The following is a 23,875-nucleotide window of genomic DNA, read 5'->3' on the forward strand; positions in this document are numbered from 1 at the left end:
GCCTTGGATTTTTCCAAGGCTTTTATTTTTGCAAAGAGCCAAAACAAAAATGGACCGAAGACCCCGTCCCCAGATTGTTGAAAATAGACCACAAACCCTGCCCCAAAGAAACCACACCTCCATACTCTGGTTTTGTCAAGTACGAAGTATGCATAAAATCATGCATATTCGGTAATTTATGCAACCATCAGGACATGTATACTTATAGTGTTATAGTATGCTTGTCAATCAGATGATACAGATGCTTATGAGGGTTGCAAATTGAATAACAGTCTGGGAAAAAGTTTAATTTTTGTTGGAAGACATGGCATAATAGAAAATTTTATATGTTTTAATGTAGGTACAGTTTCGCATCTTAGGAAGTGGTTTTCTTAAGGTGCGTTTTTGTTTGCATAAAGCGCGTAGCGGGGGTTTATCAAACTTAAAGGTATGCAACGAAAAATGAAAGGGGAAAGGAATATGAAGAAAACAGGTATTTTAAAGAAGGGTCTGGCGGCATTGGCTTTATCAGCCGGACTGTTTGCAATCTGGTCACCTATTAAGGCTTATGCTTATACAGGTGCCGTGAGTTCAGAAGATGAATTGAAGAAGGCCTTTGAAGAGGGCGGAGATATTTTTCTATCAAGTGATATTAATGCAGAATATGAACTGAACCTTCAAAAAACGCTTACGATTGATTTAAACGGGAATTCAATCATCAGTAACAGTCCATACGGCGTAATCTATATTTATGGTGACGGAAATTTGACGATAAATGATTCATATGGAGGTGGAAGTATCAAAGGAGGATATGCAAAGTATGAAGAAGGAGGAGGCATTTATGTTGTAGGAACCTTCACTATGAATGGCGGGAACATAACAGGTAATGAAACCGGTATAGGTATTTTTGATCCCGGTGACGAAAGTACTTATACTTACTATGATGGTGGCGGAGTATATGTTCACCGAGCAGGAACTTTTACAATGAACGGAGGCAGAATTACCGGCAATACTTCTGCAAATGCAGGTGGAGGTGTATATAATAATGGAATCTTTAACATGAATGGAGGCAGTATTACAGGTAATACTGCTAAAGGTGTAGGTGGAGGCGTATATAATTCCGGAACCTTTGAAATGAATGGCGGAAGCATTACCGATAATATTGCGGAAGGTTCAGGCGGAGGTGTAGATAATAACGGTACTTTTATCATGAGCAATGGCAAGATTACGAAGAACTCTGCTAAAGGATATGGTGATGGAGTATACACAAGTAAAAATGTGATTTTAAAAGATGATTTTAGTATCAATGATAACGTAAACAGCACCAAAGAATATGCTGAAAATTTATATCTTTATCGCGCAAAAGTAATAGTAGAGGCAGAGGCCAACAGTAATATTGGTGTGACATTGCACGATAAAACCGGTGTATTTGCTGAAGCAGATGATGGTTATAAGTCCGGGGAACTTGATTCTGATGATCTCTTGAATTTTGAAAGTGATTATAAGGGAATTCAGATGTTTCTGACTCCTGATAAAAAAGCAGCTCTTGGTGTGGATTTTTCAGCTGATAGCATTAACATAGAAGATCTGACTTATAATGGAAAAGACCAGATTGAAAATGTTGTAGTAAAGAGTAAGGATTATAAATTAGCAAAGGATGTAGACTACACTATTACTTCTCTTAAGAAGGATGGAATTGTTGTCTATACTGTTGTTGATGCCGGAGAATATACAGTTGATCTTAATGGACCGGATACAACTCTCACGAAAACATTCGTTGTGCATCCTAAAACTGTGACTGTCACCGGTCTAAATGGCAAAGACAAGGATTATGATGGTACAGTGGATGCTGAGCTTGATTGTTCAGAGGCGGTTTTTACAGGCATATGTGAGGGTGATAGCCTGTCAGCATCTGCTACAGGAACCTTTGAGGATGAAAATGTAGCTTCAGATATAACAGTATATATATCAGAGATAACTCTCGGAGGAACCAGCGCAAATAATTATAAGGTTGCAGATAGCGGAAACCAGACAAGCACGACGGCTTCTATCAGGAAAGCTGCACCTAAATTAGTGCATGCACCTAAAGCAAAGGCAAACCTGTTATATACAGGTGAATCCCAGACACTTGTAGAAAAAGGTCTTGTAAATGGTGGAGTATTTAAATATGCAATTGGTGATGATGATACTACAGCCCCTGTGGCAGGCGATTTTGCAGAGGAGGTTCCTTCTGCGTCGGCAGCCGGAACCTATTATGTTTGGTATATGGTAAAGGGAGACAGTAATCGTACTGATTTGGATCCCGTATGTCTTACCGTGAAAATTACAGACCCTTCAGCGGAAATCAAGTATGTTATAGCTTTTGATGCAAATGGCGGCAGCGGAACCATGGAAGGTACTGAAGTAACTGAAAATTCATCGTTTACACTTCCTCTTTGTGAGTTTACAGCTCCTGAAGGTAAGGAATTTGATAAATGGGATAAAGGAGAAGCGGGATCAAAAATCCAGATTACTTCTGACACAACTATTAAGGCTATCTGGAAGGATATGGCTTCTGCACCAAGCATGGTGAAGGCACCTGCAGCAAAGGATAACCTAATATATACAGGTGAAGCCCAGAAGCTTATTAAAGAAGGTCTTGTAAATGGCGGAGTACTAAAATATGCAATTGGTGCTGACGATATTACAGCCCCGGGAGCAGCTGATTTTACAGAGGAACTACCTTCTGCATCAGAAGCAGGAACCTATTATGTCTGGTATATGGTAAAGGGAGACAGCAGTCATATAGATTTGGATCCTGTATGTCTTACTGTGAAAATAGCAGACCTGCCAGAGGTGGTTGAAGTAAGGTATGCTATAGCTTTTGATGCAAATGGCGGCAGCGGAATCATGGAAGGGGCTGAAGTGGTAGAAAATTCAATGTTTACACTTCCGCTTTGTGAGTTTACAGCTCCTGAAGGTAAGGAATTTGATAAATGGGATAAAGGAGTAGTGGGGTCAAAAATCCAGATTACATCTGATATAACTATTAAGGCTATCTGGAAGGATAAGGCACATGAACCCGGCGAAGATCCCGACACACCGACTGACCCTGATACACCAACAGATCCGGATACACCGACAGATCCCGACACACCTACAGACCCGGATACACCAACAGATCCGGATACACCGACAGATCCCGACACACCTACAGACCCGGATACACCAACAGACCCTGACACGCCGGCAGATCCTGATACACCAACAAATCCCGACACGCCGGCAGAACCTGATACACCTACGAATCCGGATACGCCTACTAACCCTGATACGCCGCAGAATCCTACCACAGATCCTTCTGCTCCCGCAGATACACCACAGACTCCTGCTCAGGGTGAGACCAAGGCTCCTACAGTACAGAATCCTGCACCTGTAGAGCGCCAGGTTAACGAAGTTGTCAAGGATGGACACACAGCAGCTGAATACAAAATAACATCCATTACAGAAGGCGCAAGGACGGTTATTTACCAGGAGTACATACTTCCCGATGCTACAACAGCCAGCATCCCTGCAACTGTCACAATAGACAATCAGGAATATAAGGTAACTGAAATAGCAGCAAATGCATTTAAGGGCAATAAGAAGCTTAAGAAGATTACAATAGGCAAGAATATTGTAAAAATCGGAAGCAAAGCCTTCTATAAATGCAAGAACTTAAAGAACATAAATATTAAGACAACCGCACTTACAAAGAAGAGTGTAGGCGCAAGTGCCTTCAAGGGAATTCACTCCAAGGCTAAAGTCAAGGTACCCAAGAAGGTGCTTAAGGATTATCAGAAGCTCCTTAAGGCTAAGGGAGTAAAAGAAAAGACACAGAAGATAACTAAATAATGGCCCACTTGGGGACGGGGTTATAGGACCAAAATAAAATGGACCGAAAACCTCGTCCCTAAATTTTTGAAAATAAACTACTAACCCCGTCCCCAGGACCATTTATTATTGTTGACAAAGCAGAAAAGGGGCATTATACTGACTATAAATTCAAATTTAGTCAAAAAGGATGTGGAAAGATTTGCCTAAGAGTTATTCAGATCAGGAAAGGGAATATATTATTAAGCGCCTGAAGGAAGAGGCCGCAAAATGTCTTGCCCAGTATGGCGTAAGGCGCACTACGGTTGATGAGCTTGTTAAGCGCGTAGGTATTCCGAAGGGAACATTTTACCTTTTCTATAAATCGAAGGAATTGCTTCTGTTTGAGGTTATACAGGACCAGCATGAGGCGATCAATAATGAACTGGCAAGTGCGCTTTCCAAAATATCCATGAAGGCGCTTTCGGCGGATACGCTTACTGATCTGATTTTTGAATTTTTCAAAAAGACGGATGAGATGCCGATATTGAAGCTTCTTGATACGGATGAGGTTGAGCTTCTTGTGAGGAAGCTTCCGAGGGAGGTTGTTGCAGCACATCTTCAGGATGATACGGATACGATTGAGACAATGCTTTCCATGTTTCCGCTTAAAAAGAAGGTGGATGTGAAGGTTATAAGCGCAGCATTCCATGCAATATATTTTGCAACTCTGCATAAGGTAGATATCGGTGAGGAGCATTACGATGAGGCGCTACGCATGATGATATACGGCATTGTGGAGCAGATGCTTTGAAGAAGCTGAATGTGATGGCAATTCAGTCCGGCCGCGAGCCGGACTTTAAACAACAATTATTTTGACTAACAAAACAAATGTGGTCAAATAGATAAAAGGAGAAGAGTATGATACAAGTTAAAAACCTGACCTTTAGCTATACTAAAAAGCCCTTTATTCAGGATATGAATTTCGAGGTTGAAGAGGGAGAGATATTTGGTTTCCTTGGTCCTTCGGGAGCGGGAAAGAGCACACTGCAGAAAATTCTTCTTGGGATGCTTCCCGGGTATCAGGGTTCAGCAGTAGTTGGAGGCGTAGAGTGCAGTAAACACGACGCGGAGTTTTATCAGGATATAGGCGTGGATTTCGAGTATTCCACGATGTATGAAAAGCTGACAGCGAAGGAGAACCTTGAATTTTTCTCATCGCTTTATGATACCTCCGGCAAAACTGATGGGGCACAAGGCGGAAAGAAAAAGAGAGACCTTGATGAACTCTTTGCAGCGGTTGGTCTTGAGAATGACGCAGAAAAGCGTGTTTCAGACTACTCGAAGGGAATGAAAAGCCGCCTGAATTTTATAAAGGCACTAGTACATGAACCAAAGCTATTGTTTCTTGATGAACCCACAAGCGGCCTTGATCCTGCAAACAGCCGTCTGATGAAGGACATGATTCTTGAGGAAAAGCGTAAAGGCAAAACAATACTCCTTACAACTCACAACATGCAGGACGCTGCGGAGCTATGTGACCGCGTGGCTTTTATCGTGGGCGGACAGATTTATGCGTTGGACACCCCGCACAACCTGATAATGTCAAAGGGCGCGGCGAAGGTGACCTACACCTGGCTTGATGATGAGATGATTGAGCATAGCGCAAGCTGCGATTTATTAGAGCTATCACAGGACAAAAGACTTAAGAACCTTATCGCTGAAAACAGGCTGCAGTCTATACACAGCAGTGAGCCCACATTAAATGATATTTTCATAGAGATAACCGGGAGGACACTTGTATGAGTAGTTTAGGTCTTGCATCGGATAGGGTAAGCACGACTTACAAAACTAAAAACATTTTTTTCGGAAGATTCATGAAGCTTCTCATATGGGATATGAGATTCCAGATGAGATATGGCTTTTATCTGCTGTATACCTTTCTCACCATTTTTTATGTGCTTGTTCTTACGGCACTACCTGAAGCCTGGAAGGGAAAAACAGCGGCAATACTGATCTTCTCGGACCCTGCAGCAATGGGACTGTTCTTTATGGGTGCAATTGTCCTTCTTGAAAAAAGCCAGCGGGTGACATCCTATTTTGCAGTTTCACCTGTCAAAGCGTTTGAGTATGTCTGCTCTAAGGTGCTGTCACTGAGCGCCATTGCACTCATAGTAGCAGGTATCTTATCAAAGGCCTCCGGATGCGGATTGCTTGTGCCAGCCCTTTCCGGAACACTTTTGGCAAGCGTTATGTTTACACTTTTCGGAGTTATAGTAGCCACCAAGATCATCAGTCTTAATCAGTTCATTTTGTTTACCGTGCCGGTTGAGATGTTTGGCTTTATTCCGGCAATCATGCACCTTCTGGGGGTTACACCTTCAATTTTTAGGATATATCCCGCGAATGCATGCATGGAGCTTATTGGAGGTATGGGCATTTCAGTAGTGGGAATATTTTTGACCATAGTTTTGATAGTGGTATTGTTCGTTATCGCCTGCCGCTGCGTTTTCAAAATGTGGCAGGAGCAGGGAGGAGTTAAGATATGAGAGCGATTCGCTTTAGCTTCATTCATATGCTTAGGTTTGTCAGGAAGGATATGATGCTTCTGGCAGCGGGACTTTCGCCGTTTTTGATCGGCATCGCCATGCACCTTGGCATTCCTTTTATTGATCGGCAGCTGACACTTTTTACGGGATTACAAAATGTTATGGTTCCATATTTTGGACTGTTCGATATTCTCTATACGGCCATTACTCCGGTGATGTTCTGCTTTGTTGCTGCTATGGTAATGCTGGAGGAGCATGATGACCACATAGACAGATACCTCTTTATAACCGAGCTCGGAAGAGGCGGGTACTTTGTATCACGCCTGATGATTCCCGGCATTATTGCTTTTTTAGTGACGCTGATACTTCTTCCTATATTCGGGCTTTCAAAGTTGTCAGCTGTGGACATCCTTTTCCTCTCACTTACAGGTACTTTGCAGGGAATAGTCATTACGTTGCTTGTGGTTTCTTTATCGACGAATAAGCTTGAAGGAATGGCCCTCACCAAGATGTCATCGCTGATCATGCTCGGTGCGATAGCTCCGTATTTTATCCCAAGGCCATACGGATATCTGCTGTCATTTATGCCATCCTTTTGGACAGGAATGATGATAACTGAAAATAGTCCAATGTTCGTCATTCCGGCAATTATCGTTTCAGCTGTTTGGATGTACATATTGTGGAAGAGATTCGAGACGAAGATTAGATAAAATCCGAAATATAAGACTATGCAAAAGTGCAAAAACACCCTGTTTCTGTGGTAAAATAAGATGCGATATACTAAAGGAACATAATCGTGAGGGGACGATTTTAGTATATGAGCATTATTATGGAGGAATGGGGTATGAGCGACAAGTTTTTTCCTATTGAGACTAAGCATTTTTTTATAAAACCGCAAAAGGAAGAAATGGTTTGGGGAGATCCATGGGAAATCCGTTTTAAAAATGGGGATCAGAACAGTGTCGGTAAAATCGGCTTCGAGGATACAATTTTCCACGGAGAGGTTGCGATATCTTTAGATCTTGATGCGCCTTATGAAAAATCGGGATATAACGAAGAGATTCTGTTTTCTGTTTCAAGAGCGGTTTTCCGTTTTCGTAATGTTAATGAGGTGTCCACAAGCTGCAGACATGAGGATGACTACAAGGTTAAAGGTCTTGAAAAGGCTGGGTTTGTGCGCCGTGAGACTAAGGATGGGGTGGATTATTATTCCATCAAAAAGCAGAAGAGCGGCTGGACAGGACTCTATATAATCCTTGGAATGTGCGCAGGCTTTATGGTGGGAATTCTTATTTCGAATCTGTGGATAGGCACCATTGCCAGCGTCCTTATAGGTGCTATCATGGGCATTATTATGGATAAGAGAGTCGATACGGACAAGAATCGTCCTGCCTAAGATTTTCCAAAACAGTTGCAGGATAATCATTTCTGTTAAGATGCTGATCCTGCAACAATTATTAACAAATATTGTTTTGAAATGTTAATGACAGTTGGTAGACTATGCCACCTTGCGGAACTATTATCATGTTAAAAATAGTTGCAAAGGTGGTATGATTATGAGGAAAACATACTTAGACAATATCAAATGGATTACCGTAGTTATCGTAGTTTTGTACCATGTGATATATATGTACAACGCTATAGTAACGTCAGGAACTATCGGTCCTTTCAGCGAGGTTCAGTATCAGGATATTTTTCAGTACATCGTGTATCCCTGGTTCATGGTTCTGCTCTTTGTTGTGTCAGGAATGAGTGCGAGATTTGCGCTCACGAAACACACAGCTAAGGAGTTCATAGCTACAAGAACGGTGAAATACCTGGTTCCGTCAACACTTGGACTTCCTGTTTTTTACTGGATTCTTGGCTATTACAACATGCAGATCGGACATGCTTTTGATACTATGGGCGATGTTCCGGGACCTGTTGTTTTCCTTATTATGGCGCTTAGCGGAACAGCTGTTATGTGGTATATTCAGCTCTTGTGGCTCTATTCTGTGATTCTTGTTCTTGTCAGGAAAATCGAGAAGGACAGACTATATAACCTTGCCGGAAAATCGAATGTGATCGTTTTCCTTGCACTTATGCCTGTTATGTGGGGCGCTGCCAATATCCTCAATACTCCGATAGTAGTTGTATATCGTTTCGGAATTTATGGGGTAGCATTTTTTGCAGGTTACTTCATTTTTTCACACGATGAGGTCATGGATCGCCTTGAAAAGCTGTGGCTTCCGCTCACCGTCATAAGCATGGTGCTTGCAGTGATTTTCACAGTTGTATTCTGGGGACAGCACTATCCTGATCATGTGGTTCTTGATACATTTCTCTGCAATCTCTACGCATGGGCTGCGACTTTGGCGGTTCTTGCTTTTATGAAAAAGTGGGGGAATTTCAGTAATGACTTTACCGCATGGATGGGAAAAAAATCCTGGGGGCTTTACATGTTCCACTATCTGCCGATAGCGATGATTGCGTATTATACAAGAAAATACCTGCCGGGAATGGCACCTGTTTTAGTCTATCTTTTGACAACCTTCGGAGCCTTTGCAGGAGCATATCTGCTTTATGAGATTATAAGCAGGGTGCCTGTACTTAGGTGGTTTGTACTTGGAATTAGCAGGAAAAAAGTGCCTGTTGGAAGTAGTGAGAGGGACAAAAATGTTTGCTGATAACCTTATTGAGCTTAGAAAAATAAATAATTTATCACAGGAGGAGCTGGCGGAGAAGCTGGGTGTTACCCGCCAGACCATCTCCAAATATGAAACCGGCGAGTCACTTCCGGACATAGAAAAATGCGCCATGCTCGCAGATGTTTTCGGAGTATCAGTCGATGATCTTATAAACTATAAAAAGGAAGAGAACCTGGGACTAGCCGTGGCGCCTAAGGGAAAGCACATATTCGGGATGGTGAAGGTTGGAGACAAAGGACAGATTGTCATCCCTGCAAAGGCCAGAAATGTTTTCGACATAAAGGCGGGTGACAACCTTATCGTTCTTGGGGATGAAGGCAGCGGGCTTGCGCTTATCAAGGAAAAGGGGCTGCTTGATTTGCTTAATAGTGCTCGTCAGGTATAATGATTTAAGATTTATAAATACGTATGAAAAAGGATTTTTGCATTCTCCAGTCCTTCCCACCTTCCATATGAAAACGCAAAAACAGACCGCGCGGCACAAAACCGGGCGGTCTGCAAATTTATAAGGTTATTTATTCTTTTTCCAGAACGATAGTGATATCGCTGTAGGTATCGGGAGTGATGTAAACTGTATCATCGGGCTTGTAACCCTTAGGAGCCTTTAATACATGAACTTCATAAACGTCCTCAGGCTTTTCGAAGGTTGCAATACCGCTTTTATCAGTCTGACTCATGTTGCAGGTGTCTCCTGAGCAGAACTGAATCATTGCATCCGGAACAGGGTTGGATTCTTCATCTACAACATAGATTCTGTAGAAATTCTCAGTGTTTTCTGTTGAATATGAACCCAAGTCGTTGTAGGAAGCATCGGCATTTCCCTGAAGAGCTTTTTCTATTGCGTTTTCGTAGTTGTCAACCTGTGCTCCAACAATGGGATACGCCACGATTGTTCCTGTAGAATCAACAAGGAATGAAGTAGGCCAGCCGGAGCTCATATCAAACATATCAGTCCATCCATCGAAAGGAAGAATACACTGATAGGTACAGCCTGCATCCGTAAGAAGTGAGATACCTTCTTCTATAGTTTCAGCATCTGTTCCATCACCTAAAAGACCGACTATTGCACAGTTCTTCTTCTCAAGTCGGTTATTGATTTCCTCAAGCTCAGGAAGCTCGTTTACACACCAGCCGCACCAGGTTGCCCATACATTGACCATTGTGATATCGTGCTGTGAAAACAGCTCATCACTGGTAATGGGATTGCCATCGATATCTTTGGTTTTAAATGATATCTTTGATCCGATAATTCCGGGGAATACGCCGAGAGCTTCGTAGTACTCTGCACATTCAGCAATAGAGTCATTAAAAGACTGGAGCATATCGTATTCTTTTTGGAATTCAGGCTCAAGTTTGGAATAATTGGAGGAGTTGATATTAATTACTTCATAATAAGTGCAATCGTCATAGGTAGCGACTTCTACAAGATCCTTCTCGCTTATCTTCATTGAATCATCATCGCCTAACTGTTCAGTCAGTTCAGTGACCAGGGAAACAACGTCTGAAGCGCTTCTGTTTTTATCGATACCAATTATAGCGAAAAGAGTTAAATTAGATGCATAGTAGTGGTCAATCTCTTCCTGTGTTGGCTCGTCTTTTGACAGCAGCTCGTCAAGCTCGTCTTTGGCTATTCCAACATAGGTTCCATAAACCATGTATAATCCGTCACCGTTTGTCAGGTCCATCCCGCTTACGGAAATATCGCCTTTTGCAGTTTCATACTCAGCAGGAAGATATAGAGTTACACCCTCTTCCTCACATTCAAAGGTAGATGCAGTTTCCAGATCAATTTCGGATTTTTTGGAAGCGCCCGGAGCAGTATTGGCAGTAGCTTTAGCCTGGACTGTGTCAGACTTTGCTACTTCTGTTGTTTCAATTTCTGTAGTCTCATCTGCCTTAGGAGCAGCTGTTCCACAGCCACAAACCCCCACAAGCAGGCTTAATATTACAGTCTGCGCACATAAGAATCTGATTACTCGTTTTTTCATTGACTATTCTCTCCTCTCATGATTTTTATAGATACTCATTACATTATAAAAAATAATAATAAAACTCAGATGAGCAAACTATAAAACTTTTATGATTTATTACGGGAAAGTGTAAATCAGACGGTATTAAGTACAATTTATGGGGATATGTTTTTGTGGTAAAATAGGAAGCAACATGCATTACGAAATAATAATTGTGAGGGGACAATTTTTTATAATCTTAGTATCAGTAATGGAGGAATGGGGAGTATGAGTGATAAGCCCGTTTTTCTGAGTATAAACAAAAAAATATGAAAAAGGATTTTTAGGTGGACAGCATAAGTAAGACAATCAATAATCTCATATCTCGTATGCCGAGGGTGGATGGCAGCACATTAAAAATGGTTGCTTTGGTGACAATGTTAATAGACCATGTCGGAGCCGGAATTCTGTTGTTTGTCATAAGGGCGGGAGTCTATCCCTTTGGCGGAACCTTTAAAGCCAGTGCAGAGGTTTATGAATGGATAAGGCATATCGGAAGGCAGGCTTTTCCTATATATTGTTTTTTGCTTACGGAGGGTCTTATTCACACAAGGAGTATCCCGAAATATATCAGGAATCTGGCAATCTTTGGAATCATTTCAGAGCCGTTTTTTGACCTGGCGTTAAAGATTAAATATGAACCGTTTACAAGGGATATTTTCACAGTATATGCAGCAAATAAGAGCATACTACTGCATTGCCGCAATGTGTACGTCACCCTTCTGACAGGGCTGCTTGTTATATGGACCATGAAGCTTGTGGAGGATTCGTTTGGAGGGCCATTGTACTTTATTGACGGATCGGATGAAAGAAATCCTTTCCTTGCACTTTTGTATTTTATTCCGGCCGCAGCCGGAGCACTTTTGGCTCAATATATTAATAGCGATTACAGATGGTGGGGAGTGGTTCTTATTGCAATCTTCTTCGTCTTTAGAAACAACCGGCTGTTAGCATGTTTTCTTGGGTACATATTTTTTATGAACCTGGGAACAGAAGAGTGGAGTCTTCCGGCATTTTTACTGATAATGCTTTATAACGGCAAACCGGGAAAAATAAACAGGAAATTCAAGTATGTGTTCTACGCATTTTATCCCGTGCATTTAGCGCTGATATATTTTAGTCGAACCGTCCTATTGACAGGAATATTGCCACAAGGATAAGAAGCACCATGATAAGAAAGATGATCTCAATTATCTTGGCAAAGAGGCTGTACTGCTTGAACTCTCCGTTGAAGAATAAAAACCTTATGAGAATAAGGAAAAACAGCAACTCGGATATTATTATTATTGCGTCAAAGATTATGGACATTAAGGCTATTGAAGCCATTACAGGAATGGTGATCATCAGCATATTCCTTCCAAAATTGGGTATAGTTATCTAACGTTATTTTAACACCAAAATCATACGGAGTAGAATCCATAAACCGCATTTTTAAGCCATTTTTAATAGCTTCTTAATAGAAATAATATCATTCGCGGGTTTTTCCTTGAATTAACCATAAACGTATTTTAGGAAGCTCTGTTATGTTCGCTTGTTTTTCCAAATCCGGCGTCACATAGAGGGCAGGGAAGTTTTTGAAATTTACGAAAAACAAAATATTGCAATTGACCGGGATTTGGTTTACAGTATTGGTGTCACGCAACTGGCGGATTTGTGGGTAACCACAGGGGAGCGTGATTAATAAAGAATTGTCGACCGCCTGGGCAGCCGTTTTGTGGCATGCCCAGGCGGTTTTTTTCGTGCTATTGCAGAGCCATGCAGGAGAAATTATCAATGTGCTTGCACAAATTGATAATTTCTCCTATATGGCGAGCTACACGAATGAGGAAATGCGAAGCATTTTCGAGTTTGTGTCTGCAATAGCACATATACATGGAAGGAGAAAACATGGTTAATCTTGCACAGGAGCTTAGCTCAAATGCGTACCCGGGACGCGGAATCGTGATCGGCACAAGTGCTGACGGAAAGTATGCAGTTACTGCTTACTTCATCATGGGAAGAAGTGAGAACAGCAGAAACAGAGTATTTGTTACAGAGGGTGAGGGTATTCGCACAGAAGCTTTTGATCCCGCAAAGCTTGAGGATCCCAGTCTTATCATCTACGCACCTGTTCGCGTGCGCGGTGAGTACACAATCGTGACAAACGGTGATCAGACAGACACCATCTATGATCTCATGGAGGCAGGCCAGTCCTTCGAGGAATCACTTAGAACAAGAGAGTTTGAGCCCGATGCTCCCAACTACACACCTCGTATTTCAGGCCTTATGCACATTGATGATGGAAAATATGACATTTCTATGTCAATCCTTAAGAGTGATCATAACGATCCTTCTTCATGCCTTAGATTTACCTATACATATGAGAAGCCCGCTGCAGGCAAGGGATATTTCATACACACCTACATGGGTGATGGCAATCCGCTTCCCAGCTACGAAGGCGAGCCTACAGAAGTTGAGATTTCAGGCGACATCGATGAGTTCACAAACATGGTTTGGAACAACCTCAACGAAGACAACAAGGTTTCACTTTTCACACGCTACATCGATATTGCCACAGGCAAGTATGAAACACGCATCGTAAACAAGAACCAGTAAATTAAAGGAGAGTACATAATGAAAGAATTAGCACTTAAGTATGGTTGCAACCCCAATCAGAAGCCTTCAAGAGTTTTCATGGAGGATGGAAGCGACCTTCCTATAGAAGTTTTAAATGGTAAGCCCGGATACATCAATCTGCTTGATGCATTCAATGGCTGGCAGCTTGTATCAGAGCTGAAGGCAGCAACAGGAATGCCCGCAGCAACATCCTTCAAGCACGTATCACCTGCAGGTGCAGCTATCGGACTTCCGCTTACAGACATCGAGAAGAAGATCTACTGGGTAGAGGATCTTGGTGAGCTTTCACCTATGGCATCTGCTTATGCAAGAGCAAGAGGCGCTGACAGAATGTCATCCTTTGGTGATTTCATTTCACTTTCTGATACTTGCGATGAGGATACTGCAAGACTTATAAAGAGAGAGGTTTCAGACGGAATCATCGCTCCCGACTACACTCCTGAGGCTCTTGAAATCTTAAAGGCTAAGAAGAACGGCAACTACGCTGTAATCAAGATCGATCCTTCCTACAAGCCCGCTGCTCTTGAGAAGAAGCAGGTATTCGGAATCACCTTCGAGCAGGGTCACAACGACATCGTTATCGATGACAAAATGCTTGAGAATATCGTTACAGACAACAAGGATCTTCCCGACGCAGCTAAGAAGGACCTTCTTATTTCGCTCATCACTCTTAAGTACACACAGTCAAACTCAGTTTGCTATGTAAAGGGTGGTCAGGCAATCGGTATCGGTGCAGGACAGCAGTCAAGAATTCACTGCACAAGACTTGCAGGCTCTAAGGCTGACAACTGGTTCCTTCGTCAGGCACCTCAGGTTCTCGAGCTTCCTTTCCTTGATAACATCCGCCGTGCAGACAGAGATAACACAATCGATCTCTACATCGGCGCTGATTATATGGATGTTCTTGCAGATGGAAAATGGCAGAATCTCTTCAAAACAAAGCCCGAAGTATTTACAGAGGCTGACAAGAGAGCATGGCTTGATAAGAACACAGACGTTGCCCTTGGTTCAGATGCATTCTTCCCCTTCGGCGACAACATCGAGAGAGCTGCAAAGAGCGGCGTAAAGTATGTTGCACAGCCCGGCGGCTCAGTAAGAGACGACAACGTAATTAGTGCTGCAAATGACCACAACATGGTTATGGCATTCACAGGAATGAGATTTTTCCATCACTAATTAAAAGTTATGGGGCTGCGCACTAAATTAGTGCGACAGCCCCTATTTGCGCTTTTTTGGAGAGTCATATCATTCATTTATTCGAATGTTTTTATATTCTGAACCCTTTATAACATCGCGGTCAATATATATTTCATCACCAGAGTATCCATCTAGAACGGATCGGTCTGTGTACTGCCAAATTGCCCACTCTTGGAAAGGACTGAAATAGACGTTTCTAATCCAAATCGGAAAATCAATTTTTTCGCCATAGAAATACTTAAAGTAATAGCTCTGAGTAGTGTACACAATAGGTTTCTGGTCGTATTCCTGTTCAAAGAGCGAGACCATTTGAAAAAGGGTGCTCAAAACTACTTCTTTTTCTGGTGGATTCTGTCTCTTGTCACCATACCATTCGATATCAATTGCGGGAATTAAATCCATATGATACTCACCTGTAGCGGCTTTAAAGTTCTCAAGCTGTGTCTCAGGCGAACTTTCCAAACTCAGGAAATGGTAAAAACCATATTCAAGCCCGGTATTCTGTATACCTTGATAGTTTTGATTAAGACAGGAATCCACATAACTACTTCCTTCTGTTGCTTTTATATAAGCAAAAGATATCCCCTGTCTTTCTAACTCATTCCAATCTATATCTCCTTGGAAATGAGAAACATCTACGCCCTGTATAGCGTACTTAGATCCTATGTAAGTTGCTATTTTCTGTGTCAAAAAAAGTATAGCTATGATAAGTGTCAAAAGAGCAATGAACACTATTACGATTAGTCGCGTCTTTATTCTTTTCGCTGATTCAGTATATTTCATATCGTTATTCTCAAACTGACAAAAGGTGATATTCCCTACAAGTTTCGACTGTTCAAATTAGTCATATTATAAAATTTCCTCATTATAAAACAAGCTAAATTTTTGATTTGGCAACAAATTAGTGTTATTTAACATAGTTGTTGTCAATTCTAATCATGTCAATATATAAGAAAAACGCATATGGCAACAAAAGAAATATCAACTTTTTATTTTGTTGTCGTTTGAATTTCTCAAACATCATCAAATATCACCAGTAGCAATAAAATAATACTTATCGGATGCTTTTGTTGCCTTGTTTTGTTTTTGGTGCAACAAGAAATTTGATTTCTACATATTTGTTGCCGATGAAATTTTCAGGCACTTATTTAACAGGTGAACATGCAACAAATTTCCACTATTAAAATGATTTGTTGCTAAGAGGACTGTTTGTGTCTTTACAGACATGAAAAAAGGCAACAAATCAGCATATTAGTACCAATTTGTTGCCAATCCCAGCAAATACTACATACAAGACATGCTCCAGCAATTATTATGAATAATTAGCGAGAAAACCTCTTCCGACGATGTCGGTCGGGGATGAATCGCCCGTCTTCAACGCTTTGCTTTAACATATTTTCCAGATTTCTCATATTTTCTTCGATGGTCATCAGTGCGCTGTTCTTCTATGTATTTTTTGACGGTTTCCATGGATACGGAACCGGTAGTAGCGCAGAAATAACTGGCGCTCCAGAATGGTGAATCACCCCAGAGGTACTTTTCGATATGCTCTTTGTATCTTAAATGAACCTCTCGCGAAAGTCCGGTTTTTAATGTGTTGATCAGCTTTACCGGTGCCACATCAGGAGTCATTGAGATAAGAAGGTGCATGTGATCCCTGTCTGTTTCAGCTGAGAGCAGGTCACAGTCCATCCTTCCACAGAGATATGCGGCGTGGTTTTTCATGAAATCACCCATCTCGTCTGTGATGACCTTTTTCCTGTATTTTGTAACAAAAATAACATGGTATGTAAGCAGGTAGACTGAGTGCCTGTTCCTCTTGTAATTGTCCATGAAACCTCCAAATCTAATGCAAACAAATGTTTGAATATTTACTATAAATATGCTATAATACAGAGTATAAGGCTTGGTGAAGGGAATTACAACCGTGTACAGAACAAGGCAGTTCAGAATCAGTAAGAACAACAGACTATATGGTTACTGTAGCGATATCTGCAGAGCCTGCGCCATTCTGTACAACAGGGCTAATTTCATAATCCGTCAGTATTCTTCAGCCGTGGAAGCCATGGCATCCTACAGACCCCTGTATCCCAATCAGATGCAGGTATTCAGTCTTGTTAAGGACATCCTTGATGGTACAAAATATCAGGTAAAAGGTTCCTGGCTTTCTTACAATGCCCTTGACTATCTTTTAAAGGCCACAAAAGATAAGGCATACTATGGGCTTCCATCACAGGCAAACCAGCAGATACTGAAGCTCCTGCTCAGGGATTACAAGTCATTTTTTGAGGCAGTGAAGGCATATGCAAAGACTCCGTCTGCTTTTACAGGACGTCCCCGCATGCCCAGGTATGTCGGTGATGGGAAGTACAAGACAGCCATACTCACAAACCAGATATGCAGGATAAAGGAAGAGTCTCTTATCAGATTCCCCGGAACGAATGATATGCTAAGACTTGGTGAGGACTTCCCTTCCGGAAAGCTTAAGGAAGTGCGCATAAAGCCACATGGGAAGGACTTTGTGATAGATGTCGTTATGGATGTGGAAACAAGGGGCATGGCTCCTGCTGATGATAAGGAAATACTGAAGGATCTTGCAGATATGGCGGATATTTCAGGCATCCGTGTAATGGCAATAGATCCCGGAATAGATAACATAGCTGCCGTAGTAAACAACTTTGGCGAGAGCCCCTTTGTCATAAAGGGCGGAACCATCAAGGCTATCAACCAGTTTTACAACAAGGAAATGGGAAGACTCGCTTCATGTGCCATGAGATGCAATAAGAGATACCGTACCAGAAAAATGAGCATCCTTACTGAAAAGAGGAACAGGAGGATAAAGGACCAGTTCCACAAGATGAGTAGACAGCTTGCTGACTATGCAAGGGATAACCATGTCGATGTTGTGGTGATGGGACATAATGTATTCCAGAAACAGGAAGCAGATATGGGACATATCAGTAACCAGAATTTTGTGCAGATACCAATGCTGATATTTGCAGATATGCTCCGCTATAAGCTTGCTGAATACGGTATAAGATTTGCCCTGACCGAGGAGAGCTATACATCGAAGGCGGATTTTCTTGCCATGGATCCTATCCCCATGTATGAAAAAGGGAAGAATAAAGAATACTCTTTTTCAGGAAGAAGGATAAAAAGAGGACTCTACAGGCACTACGATGGAACACTCACAAATGCAGACATAAACGGGGCTGCAAATATCTTGAGAAAAGTATTCCCAAAGGTAACACAATGGGATAGAGGCATAGTGGGCATGCCATGTTCTTCAGGATGCCATAGGCAGACTGAAGGTTCATGCCGCACAGCGGCATAACAGAAACCCTTTCCGACGCAGAGTCGGTGAGGGTAGTTCATGAGCTAATATAAAAGGCAGTTAAGGAGATGAATCATGATGATAGAAAAAGATATGATTATAGATGATGCCATAGACTATGTTAAGGAACTTTTTGCAGGAAACTCCGATGGGCATGGAGCAGATCATACAATGCGTGTTTACTATAATGCACAGATGATCATAGCGGAATATCCTGATGCGGATAGCTTTGTAGTCTTGCTTGCTGCATTATTACACGATGCAGATGACCACAAGCTTTTCAATACGGAAAACAACATGAATGCCAGGTCATTTATGGAACAGAAGGATATCTCGTCAGAAACGATAGAACAGATATGCGAAATAATTAATTCTGTGTCATTTAGCCATAACAGAGGAAAAAGACCTGAAAACTTAGAGGGAAAGATTGTTCAGGATGCGGACAGACTTGATGCAATTGGCGCAATAGGGATTGCCAGAACATTTGCTTATGGTGGGAAAGTCGGAAGGCCGCTGTCAGATTCAATTAAGCATTTTTACGATAAGCTTCTCCTTTTGAAGGATGAACTAAATACTGATGTTGCTAAGACTATAGCCCAAAAGAGACATGAGTATATGCAGGGATTTTTAGAAGAATACTATGAAGAAACAGGAGATGGTCAGAGGGACGGGGGTTAACGGGTAAAATAATGGCCCTAGGGGCCGCTAACCTCGTCCCCCAGGACCAAAATCAGTCATATCATTCAGCTTTAGCTGCCTCACAGATAAGATCAATACACTTATCAAAACCAAGGCTTGAACTCTTTAAGCAAAGGTCATAGTACGGGGCATGACCAAACAATGTACTGGTGTAGTATTTGCAGTACTTTTTCCTGGTCCTGTCTACTTCACGAAGATGTTCAAGAACCTTTTCCTCGGGAGTGTCAGGCATTTTTTCACACATGCGCTTTAGTCTTGCTTTTTCGGACCCTGAGATGAATACATGAAGAGTCTTGTCAAATTCCTTGAGGATTATATTGGCATTTCTTCCTACGATTACGCAGTTGCCCTTTTCGGCAACTTTTTTTATGGCCTCCTTCTGGGCGTTGAAAAGTCGCTCATCAAGAGGCTTGTTGTAGAAATCAAAAAGGCTCTGGCCAAATCCGAATTGAAACGGAACGCGTTCATCATAGTGGCGAATCTCTTCAGGAGTGAGAGTTCCGCTTTCGAGCGCTGCTTTTAATATCATGTCCTTATCGCAATAATAAAATCCAAGTCTTTCAGCTACAGCCTGACCAATTGTGCTTCCGCCGGCACCGAACTGTCGGCTGATGGTTATTATGTTTCTCATAATTCCTCCATTAGTTCGAAGTGATTAAATATAAAAGAAATTACAGAACCTTGTTAAGGAAATCTATGGTTCTTTCTTCTTTAGGATTGAGAAGGACTTCCTGCGGTGTTCCTTCCTCGACGATGTAGCCGCCATCCATGAAAATAACTCTGTCAGCAACTTCTCTTGCAAAGCCCATCTCATGGGTGACGATAACCATTGTCATTCCGTCAGCTGCAAGATCCTTCATTACCTGTAAAACTTCGCCTACCATCTCGGGATCGAGAGCGGATGTGGGCTCATCGAAGAGCATGATATCGGGCTGCATGCAGAGAGCTCTTGCGATGGCTACACGCTGCTTCTGACCACCTGAAAGCTGGCTGGGATAGCTTTCTGCCTTATCCTCAAGGCCTACCTTTTTCAGCATGCCATTAGCTCTTGAAACAGCCTCTGATTTAGAGCACTTTTTGAGCTGAACAGGTGCGAGAGTGAGGTTGTCCAGAATGTTCAGATTGTTGAAAAGGTTGAAATGCTGGAAAACCATCCCGATGTTTTCGCGGACATGATTGATGTTGACCTTTTTATCTGTGATGTCAGTACCATCAATGATTACGCTTCCGCCTGTTACTGTCTCAAGCTTGTTCAGGCAGCGAAGGAAGGTGGATTTACCGGATCCGGAGGGACCGATAACACATACAACTTCGCCCTTTGTTACTTCTGTTGAGATATCTTTGAGGACCTGAAGGTCACCAAAGGATTTCTTTAAGTTTGATACTTTGATCTTAATTTCTTTATCTGCCAACGTTGAGCCTCCTTTCAACCATCTTTGCACTACGTGAAAGGATAGTGATAACGATTAGATACATAATTCCGACGATAGCCCATGTCTGGAAGGACATGAAGGTGTTCGCCTGTACATTTTTTGCTGTATTAACAAGCTCCGGGAATCCGATAACGGACAAAATGGATGTGTCCTTAAGTGTGATAATGAACTGGTTGATGAAGGTGGGAATCATTGTTTTGATAGCCTGAGGGAGAACGACCTTTCTCATGGCCATTCCGTAGGTAAGACCCAGGGATCTTGCAGCTTCCATCTGACCTTTATCAACTGACTGGATTCCGGCGCGGACAATCTCTGCCATATATGCACCGCAGTTAAGTGCAAGACATATGGTACCTGCCTGCAGCGCGGTTAAACTGATTGAAAAACCACCGATGATAGTATTAAAGAAATAAGGCACACCGAAGTAAACAAAGAATGCCAAAACTATCATGGGTACGCCTCTGATGACGTCTACGAATATTTGTGAAATGATGTTACATGCGCGGTTCTTAAGAACGCCCATGATACCGAATATCATACCGATGATACATGCGAAGAACAGTCCAAGAAGTGCAAGCAGAAGCGTTCTGCCAAGCGCAACGAGAAGCATTCCTCCATATACAGAAATAATTTTAATCATATAAAAGGTTCCTCATGATATACCGGGCAGGAAGCCCTGCCCGATATTGTTTGAATTTTATGAAAACTGATTTTCTAAAGATAATACAGAAACAAACCTAACTGTTTTATTCACCAAGATACTTCTTAAGAATTTCATCATACTTGCCGTTTGACTTGATGTTTGCAAGACCCTTGTTGAACATATCTACAAGCTCCTGATTATCAGCATTGAAAATAGCAAAGCCGTAAGCTGCGGGATCATTGCCTGTGCCGTCTACAAGCTTCATGGAGATGCCTGTATCCTTGATGTTTGCAGCCATGATCGGTGTATCATCAAATACTGCTGCAACCTGTCCGCCAACAACTGCCTGGTACATGGTCGGTGAATCCTCGAAATATGTAACAGTGAAGCCGTACTGATCAGCAAGGCTCTCAGCATATGTAGCGCTCATGGAACCTGTCTTAACAGCAACTGACTGACCGCTAAGATCATCAAAGCCTGCGATAGAAGAGGATGCCTCTACAGCCATGCTCTGGTTTGCATCATAGTAACCATCTGAGAAAATCCAGCCGGACTCTTTTCTCTCATCAGTGATTGAAGCGCCTGCGATCATACCATCAGCCTGACCTGCCTGACATGCTGCGATAGAAGCGTCCCAACCAAGAACCTGCATCTCATACTGGAAGCCCTGATCCTTAGCGATGGCGTCAAGGATATCCATATCAATTCCAACGAAGTTGCCATTGTCATCTGTGTACTCAAAGGGCTTGAAAGCTGTGTCAGTAGCGATTTTCCAAACCTTGCCGGATGCATCTGATGTAGCCGCAGCGTTATCTGCAGGTGCTGCTGAGTCTGCTGCGCCGCTTCCGCCGCAGCCTGCAGCTAAGACCATCATTGCGCTCATTACCATTGCCAACATTTTCTTTTTCATAACTATTTGCTCCTTCCTTTTTGACATTCTTGAACGAATGCTTTTACTAACTTCACGCTTTCCTCATTATTTTCGTAGGAAAACTCAGGATGCCATTGCACCCCTATTGCAAATCTGTGATTTTTCACAGCGATTGCCTCGATTAGTCCGTCCTCAGAGACGGCGAGCCTCTCTGCCTTTGGCGAGAGTTCCTTTACTGCCTGATGATGATAACTGTTTACTTCATGAATCCCTGCACCGAGAATGTCTGAAAGCTGAGTACCTTCAAGAATCTCAACTTTATGAGCAGCTCTGTCATAGGGCGGACTCATATGATGCTCGATGACGGAAGCGTATTCGGATGGCAGATCCTGATAAAGGGTTCCTCCAAGGTAGGCATTGATAAACTGGATTCCGCGGCATATACCAAGAAGAGGTTTGTTATCCGCTATACATTTTTCCAAAAGATAGCCTTCCATTTTATCTCTTGCTTCGCAGGTAGCTCCGCAGGTGCTCTTTTTATCCTCTCCGTAAACAGAAGGTGAGACATCGTGTCCTCCGGTAAAAAGGATTCCGTCGCAGAGAGAGTATGCCTCAGAAAGCTCCGCTTCGTCAGTGGTCAGCGGAAGCATAATGGGCAGAGCGGCGCATTTTTCCAGAACCTTCATGTATCCTGGAAGCATCCAGTAGCTGTCTTTTTCATCATCAAAAAGTGGTATTAAACCGATAACTGGTCTCAAATGATATCCCCTCCCAAAACTATGATGTTTGCAGGCTGAAAATGCGATGAACTTCGCGATTCGGCAACCATCATAAAGCAAAAGGCGCCTGCTTACGAAGTAGACGCCTTTGCCTTTATAGAAATTATACGAATAATTTTAAATTTTGCAATAGCCATCACCATTTCAATACATCTGTATACAGGACTCTTAAAAATGAAACAGATATGGCACATTTGTTGCAAGCCAAAGTGATTGGATTTTTTTCTTGCAATATTTGTGCCTTCTTTTTGAAAACAGAACAAAGAAAAGGGTGGCTCCAAAAGATAATATAAGACCATAAGAAATGCAAACGCGCCGGACAAAAAAGCGCGAAATAGCTGGATATTACCGCATGTGAAGGACATGGTGGGGAATAGATTTAAGAAAAGAGAGGATATTAAAAATGAGCAAACTTCCTGTAGCTATTCAGGTATATGGTCTTAGGGATTTACTTGAGAATACACCTGAAAACTTCAAAAACGTAATGACAAAAATCAAAGAATTCGGTTATGACGGTGTAGAGCTTGCCGGCCTGTACGGCCTTGAGCCTGCTTTCGTAAGAGACACTCTTAAAGAGGTTGGACTTACACCTGTCAGTGCACACGTTGCATTCGATGAGATGATGAATGATCTTGATAAGGTTATCGAGGATTACAAGCTTATCGGTGTTAAGTACCTTGTAATGCCTTATATGGCTGAGGAATACAGACCTGTAAATCCAGAAGGATTTGAAAAGTTCCTTCCTCTTTTAAATGAAGTAGGAAAGAAAATCCATGATGCGGGAATGACATTCCTTTATCACAATCATGACTTTGAGTTCGTAAAGCTTCCTGATGGAAGATATGGCTACGATGCAATGTTTGAGGCAATTGATCATGACAATCTCATGTGTGAGCTTGATACCTGCTGGTGTGATGTTGCAACAGGCCAGGCACCGGAATTCGTTAAGAAGTATACAGACAGAATTCCGATAGTACATCTTAAGGACTACATCAAGAAGGGTGAAGTTAAGAACATGTACAAGCTCATCGGTATCGAAACTGAGGAGTCAGAGGGAGATACAGGATATTTTGGATTCCGTCCCGTTGGCTTTGGACAGATGATCTGGGAGCCCGTTCTTGAGGCATCACTTGAGGCAAATGCAAAGTGGGTGATTGTTGAACAGGATGAGCACTATGAAGCAGATGTACTTGAGTGCGCAAGAAGAAGCCGTGAGTATCTTAAGATTTTCGGCTGGTAAAAAGAGAA

General features: G+C 42.2%; 23 protein-coding genes and 1 riboswitch. Of the genes, 15 read left to right on the plus strand and 8 right to left on the minus strand.

Annotated features, from left to right (window positions below; genetic code table 11):
- Positions 1-459: 459 nt before the first annotated feature.
- From G586_RS25040 to G586_RS0112655, 8 genes are all read left to right on the plus strand, one after another.
- On the plus strand, positions 460-3,852 hold the full coding sequence (locus tag G586_RS25040; protein WP_051204780.1) for a YDG domain-containing protein: 3,393 nt from the start codon (positions 460-462) through the stop codon (positions 3,850-3,852).
- Between the two features lie 181 nt (positions 3,853-4,033).
- The gene (locus G586_RS0112625) at positions 4,034-4,624 is read left to right on the plus strand and encodes a TetR/AcrR family transcriptional regulator (protein ID WP_026528044.1); all 591 of its coding nucleotides are present in this window, start codon (positions 4,034-4,036) and stop codon (positions 4,622-4,624) included.
- A 107-nt stretch (positions 4,625-4,731) separates the two neighbouring features.
- The gene (locus G586_RS0112630) at positions 4,732-5,616 is read left to right on the plus strand and encodes an ABC transporter ATP-binding protein (RefSeq protein ID WP_026528045.1); all 885 of its coding nucleotides are present in this window, start codon (positions 4,732-4,734) and stop codon (positions 5,614-5,616) included.
- A complete protein-coding gene (locus tag G586_RS0112635; protein ID WP_242832018.1) occupies positions 5,613-6,359 on the plus strand; it encodes an ABC transporter permease in 747 nt (248 codons plus the stop codon). The genes G586_RS0112630 and G586_RS0112635 overlap by 4 nt, the downstream gene beginning before the upstream one ends.
- The gene (locus tag G586_RS0112640) at positions 6,356-7,069 is read left to right on the plus strand and encodes an ABC transporter permease (protein ID WP_026528047.1); all 714 of its coding nucleotides are present in this window, start codon (positions 6,356-6,358) and stop codon (positions 7,067-7,069) included. The genes G586_RS0112635 and G586_RS0112640 overlap by 4 nt, the downstream gene beginning before the upstream one ends.
- A 134-nt stretch (positions 7,070-7,203) precedes the next feature.
- A complete protein-coding gene (locus tag G586_RS0112645) occupies positions 7,204-7,755 on the plus strand; it encodes a hypothetical protein (RefSeq protein ID WP_155834152.1) in 552 nt (183 codons plus the stop codon).
- 160 nt (positions 7,756-7,915) lie between these two features.
- Positions 7,916-9,025 carry an acyltransferase family protein gene (locus tag G586_RS22985; RefSeq protein WP_051204781.1) on the plus strand — a complete coding sequence of 370 codons (1,110 nt, stop codon included), beginning with the start codon at positions 7,916-7,918 and terminating at the stop codon, positions 9,023-9,025.
- Positions 9,015-9,431 carry a helix-turn-helix domain-containing protein gene (locus G586_RS0112655; RefSeq protein WP_026528049.1) on the plus strand — a complete coding sequence of 139 codons (417 nt, stop codon included), beginning with the start codon at positions 9,015-9,017 and terminating at the stop codon, positions 9,429-9,431. Before G586_RS22985 ends, G586_RS0112655 begins: the two co-directional genes overlap by 11 nt.
- Before the next feature lie 130 nt (positions 9,432-9,561).
- Here the strand turns inward: G586_RS0112655 and G586_RS25045 are convergent, their stop codons facing one another.
- The gene (locus tag G586_RS25045) at positions 9,562-11,034 is read right to left on the minus strand and encodes a TlpA disulfide reductase family protein (protein ID WP_026528050.1); all 1,473 of its coding nucleotides are present in this window, start codon (positions 11,032-11,034) and stop codon (positions 9,562-9,564) included.
- A 350-nt stretch (positions 11,035-11,384) separates the two neighbouring features.
- On the opposite strand from G586_RS25045, the gene G586_RS0112665 reads away from it, so the two are divergent.
- From G586_RS0112665 to G586_RS0112685, 4 genes are all read left to right on the plus strand, one after another.
- Positions 11,385-12,215, plus strand: a complete 831-nt coding sequence (locus G586_RS0112665) for a TraX family protein (RefSeq protein ID WP_155834154.1) — start codon at positions 11,385-11,387, stop codon at positions 12,213-12,215.
- Positions 12,216-12,301: 86 nt separating this feature from the next.
- A complete protein-coding gene (locus tag G586_RS27235) occupies positions 12,302-12,436 on the plus strand; it encodes a hypothetical protein (protein WP_255346259.1) in 135 nt (44 codons plus the stop codon).
- 247 nt (positions 12,437-12,683) lie between these two features.
- Positions 12,684-12,767, plus strand: a riboswitch (ZMP/ZTP riboswitch).
- 175 nt (positions 12,768-12,942) lie between these two features.
- A complete protein-coding gene (locus tag G586_RS0112680; protein ID WP_330363275.1) occupies positions 12,943-13,650 on the plus strand; it encodes an IMP cyclohydrolase in 708 nt (235 codons plus the stop codon).
- 18 nt (positions 13,651-13,668) lie between these two features.
- Positions 13,669-14,847 (plus strand): phosphoribosylaminoimidazolecarboxamide formyltransferase, encoded by a 1,179-nt coding sequence (locus tag G586_RS0112685; protein WP_026528055.1) that lies wholly within the window; start codon positions 13,669-13,671, stop codon positions 14,845-14,847.
- Positions 14,848-14,916: 69 nt separating this feature from the next.
- Here the strand turns inward: G586_RS0112685 and G586_RS0112690 are convergent, their stop codons facing one another.
- Positions 14,917-15,651: a glycoside hydrolase family 25 protein gene (locus tag G586_RS0112690; protein WP_051204782.1), complete on the minus strand. Its 735-nt coding sequence runs from the start codon at positions 15,649-15,651 to the stop codon at positions 14,917-14,919.
- Between the two features lie 591 nt (positions 15,652-16,242).
- Complete coding sequence (gene tnpA / locus G586_RS22995; protein WP_051204783.1) at positions 16,243-16,701, minus strand: IS200/IS605 family transposase; 459 nt, start codon at positions 16,699-16,701, stop codon at positions 16,243-16,245.
- Between the two features lie 76 nt (positions 16,702-16,777).
- On the opposite strand from tnpA, the gene G586_RS0112700 reads away from it, so the two are divergent.
- Positions 16,778-18,202 carry an RNA-guided endonuclease InsQ/TnpB family protein gene (locus G586_RS0112700; protein ID WP_035773254.1) on the plus strand — a complete coding sequence of 475 codons (1,425 nt, stop codon included), beginning with the start codon at positions 16,778-16,780 and terminating at the stop codon, positions 18,200-18,202.
- A gap of 75 nt (positions 18,203-18,277) precedes the next feature.
- A complete protein-coding gene (locus G586_RS0112705) occupies positions 18,278-18,880 on the plus strand; it encodes an HD domain-containing protein (protein ID WP_330363276.1) in 603 nt (200 codons plus the stop codon).
- 61 nt (positions 18,881-18,941) lie between these two features.
- Here the strand turns inward: G586_RS0112705 and G586_RS0112710 are convergent, their stop codons facing one another.
- The 5 genes from G586_RS0112710 to G586_RS0112730 all read right to left on the minus strand — a co-directional run bounded on the left by G586_RS0112710 (position 18,942) and on the right by G586_RS0112730 (position 22,606).
- Positions 18,942-19,532, minus strand: coding sequence for an AAA family ATPase (locus G586_RS0112710; protein WP_026528059.1), 591 nt, complete (start codon positions 19,530-19,532; stop codon positions 18,942-18,944).
- Between the two features lie 40 nt (positions 19,533-19,572).
- Positions 19,573-20,313 (minus strand): amino acid ABC transporter ATP-binding protein, encoded by a 741-nt coding sequence (locus G586_RS0112715; protein ID WP_026528060.1) that lies wholly within the window; start codon positions 20,311-20,313, stop codon positions 19,573-19,575.
- Complete coding sequence (locus tag G586_RS0112720) at positions 20,303-20,974, minus strand: amino acid ABC transporter permease (protein WP_026528061.1); 672 nt, start codon at positions 20,972-20,974, stop codon at positions 20,303-20,305. Before G586_RS0112720 ends, G586_RS0112715 begins: the two co-directional genes overlap by 11 nt.
- Positions 20,975-21,080: 106 nt before the next feature.
- On the minus strand, positions 21,081-21,887 hold the full coding sequence (locus tag G586_RS0112725) for a transporter substrate-binding domain-containing protein (protein ID WP_026528062.1): 807 nt from the start codon (positions 21,885-21,887) through the stop codon (positions 21,081-21,083).
- Positions 21,888-21,889: 2 nt separating this feature from the next.
- Complete coding sequence (locus G586_RS0112730) at positions 21,890-22,606, minus strand: gamma-glutamyl-gamma-aminobutyrate hydrolase family protein (RefSeq protein ID WP_026528063.1); 717 nt, start codon at positions 22,604-22,606, stop codon at positions 21,890-21,892.
- A gap of 424 nt (positions 22,607-23,030) precedes the next feature.
- Between G586_RS0112730 and G586_RS0112735 the strand changes: the two genes are divergently transcribed.
- On the plus strand, positions 23,031-23,867 hold the full coding sequence (locus G586_RS0112735; RefSeq protein WP_026528064.1) for a sugar phosphate isomerase/epimerase family protein: 837 nt from the start codon (positions 23,031-23,033) through the stop codon (positions 23,865-23,867).
- Positions 23,868-23,875: the final 8 nt, after the last annotated feature.

It is taken from the genome of Butyrivibrio sp. VCD2006, assembly GCF_000423925.1.
In the GTDB taxonomy this organism is placed as follows: Bacteria; Bacillota; Clostridia; order Lachnospirales; family Lachnospiraceae; genus Butyrivibrio.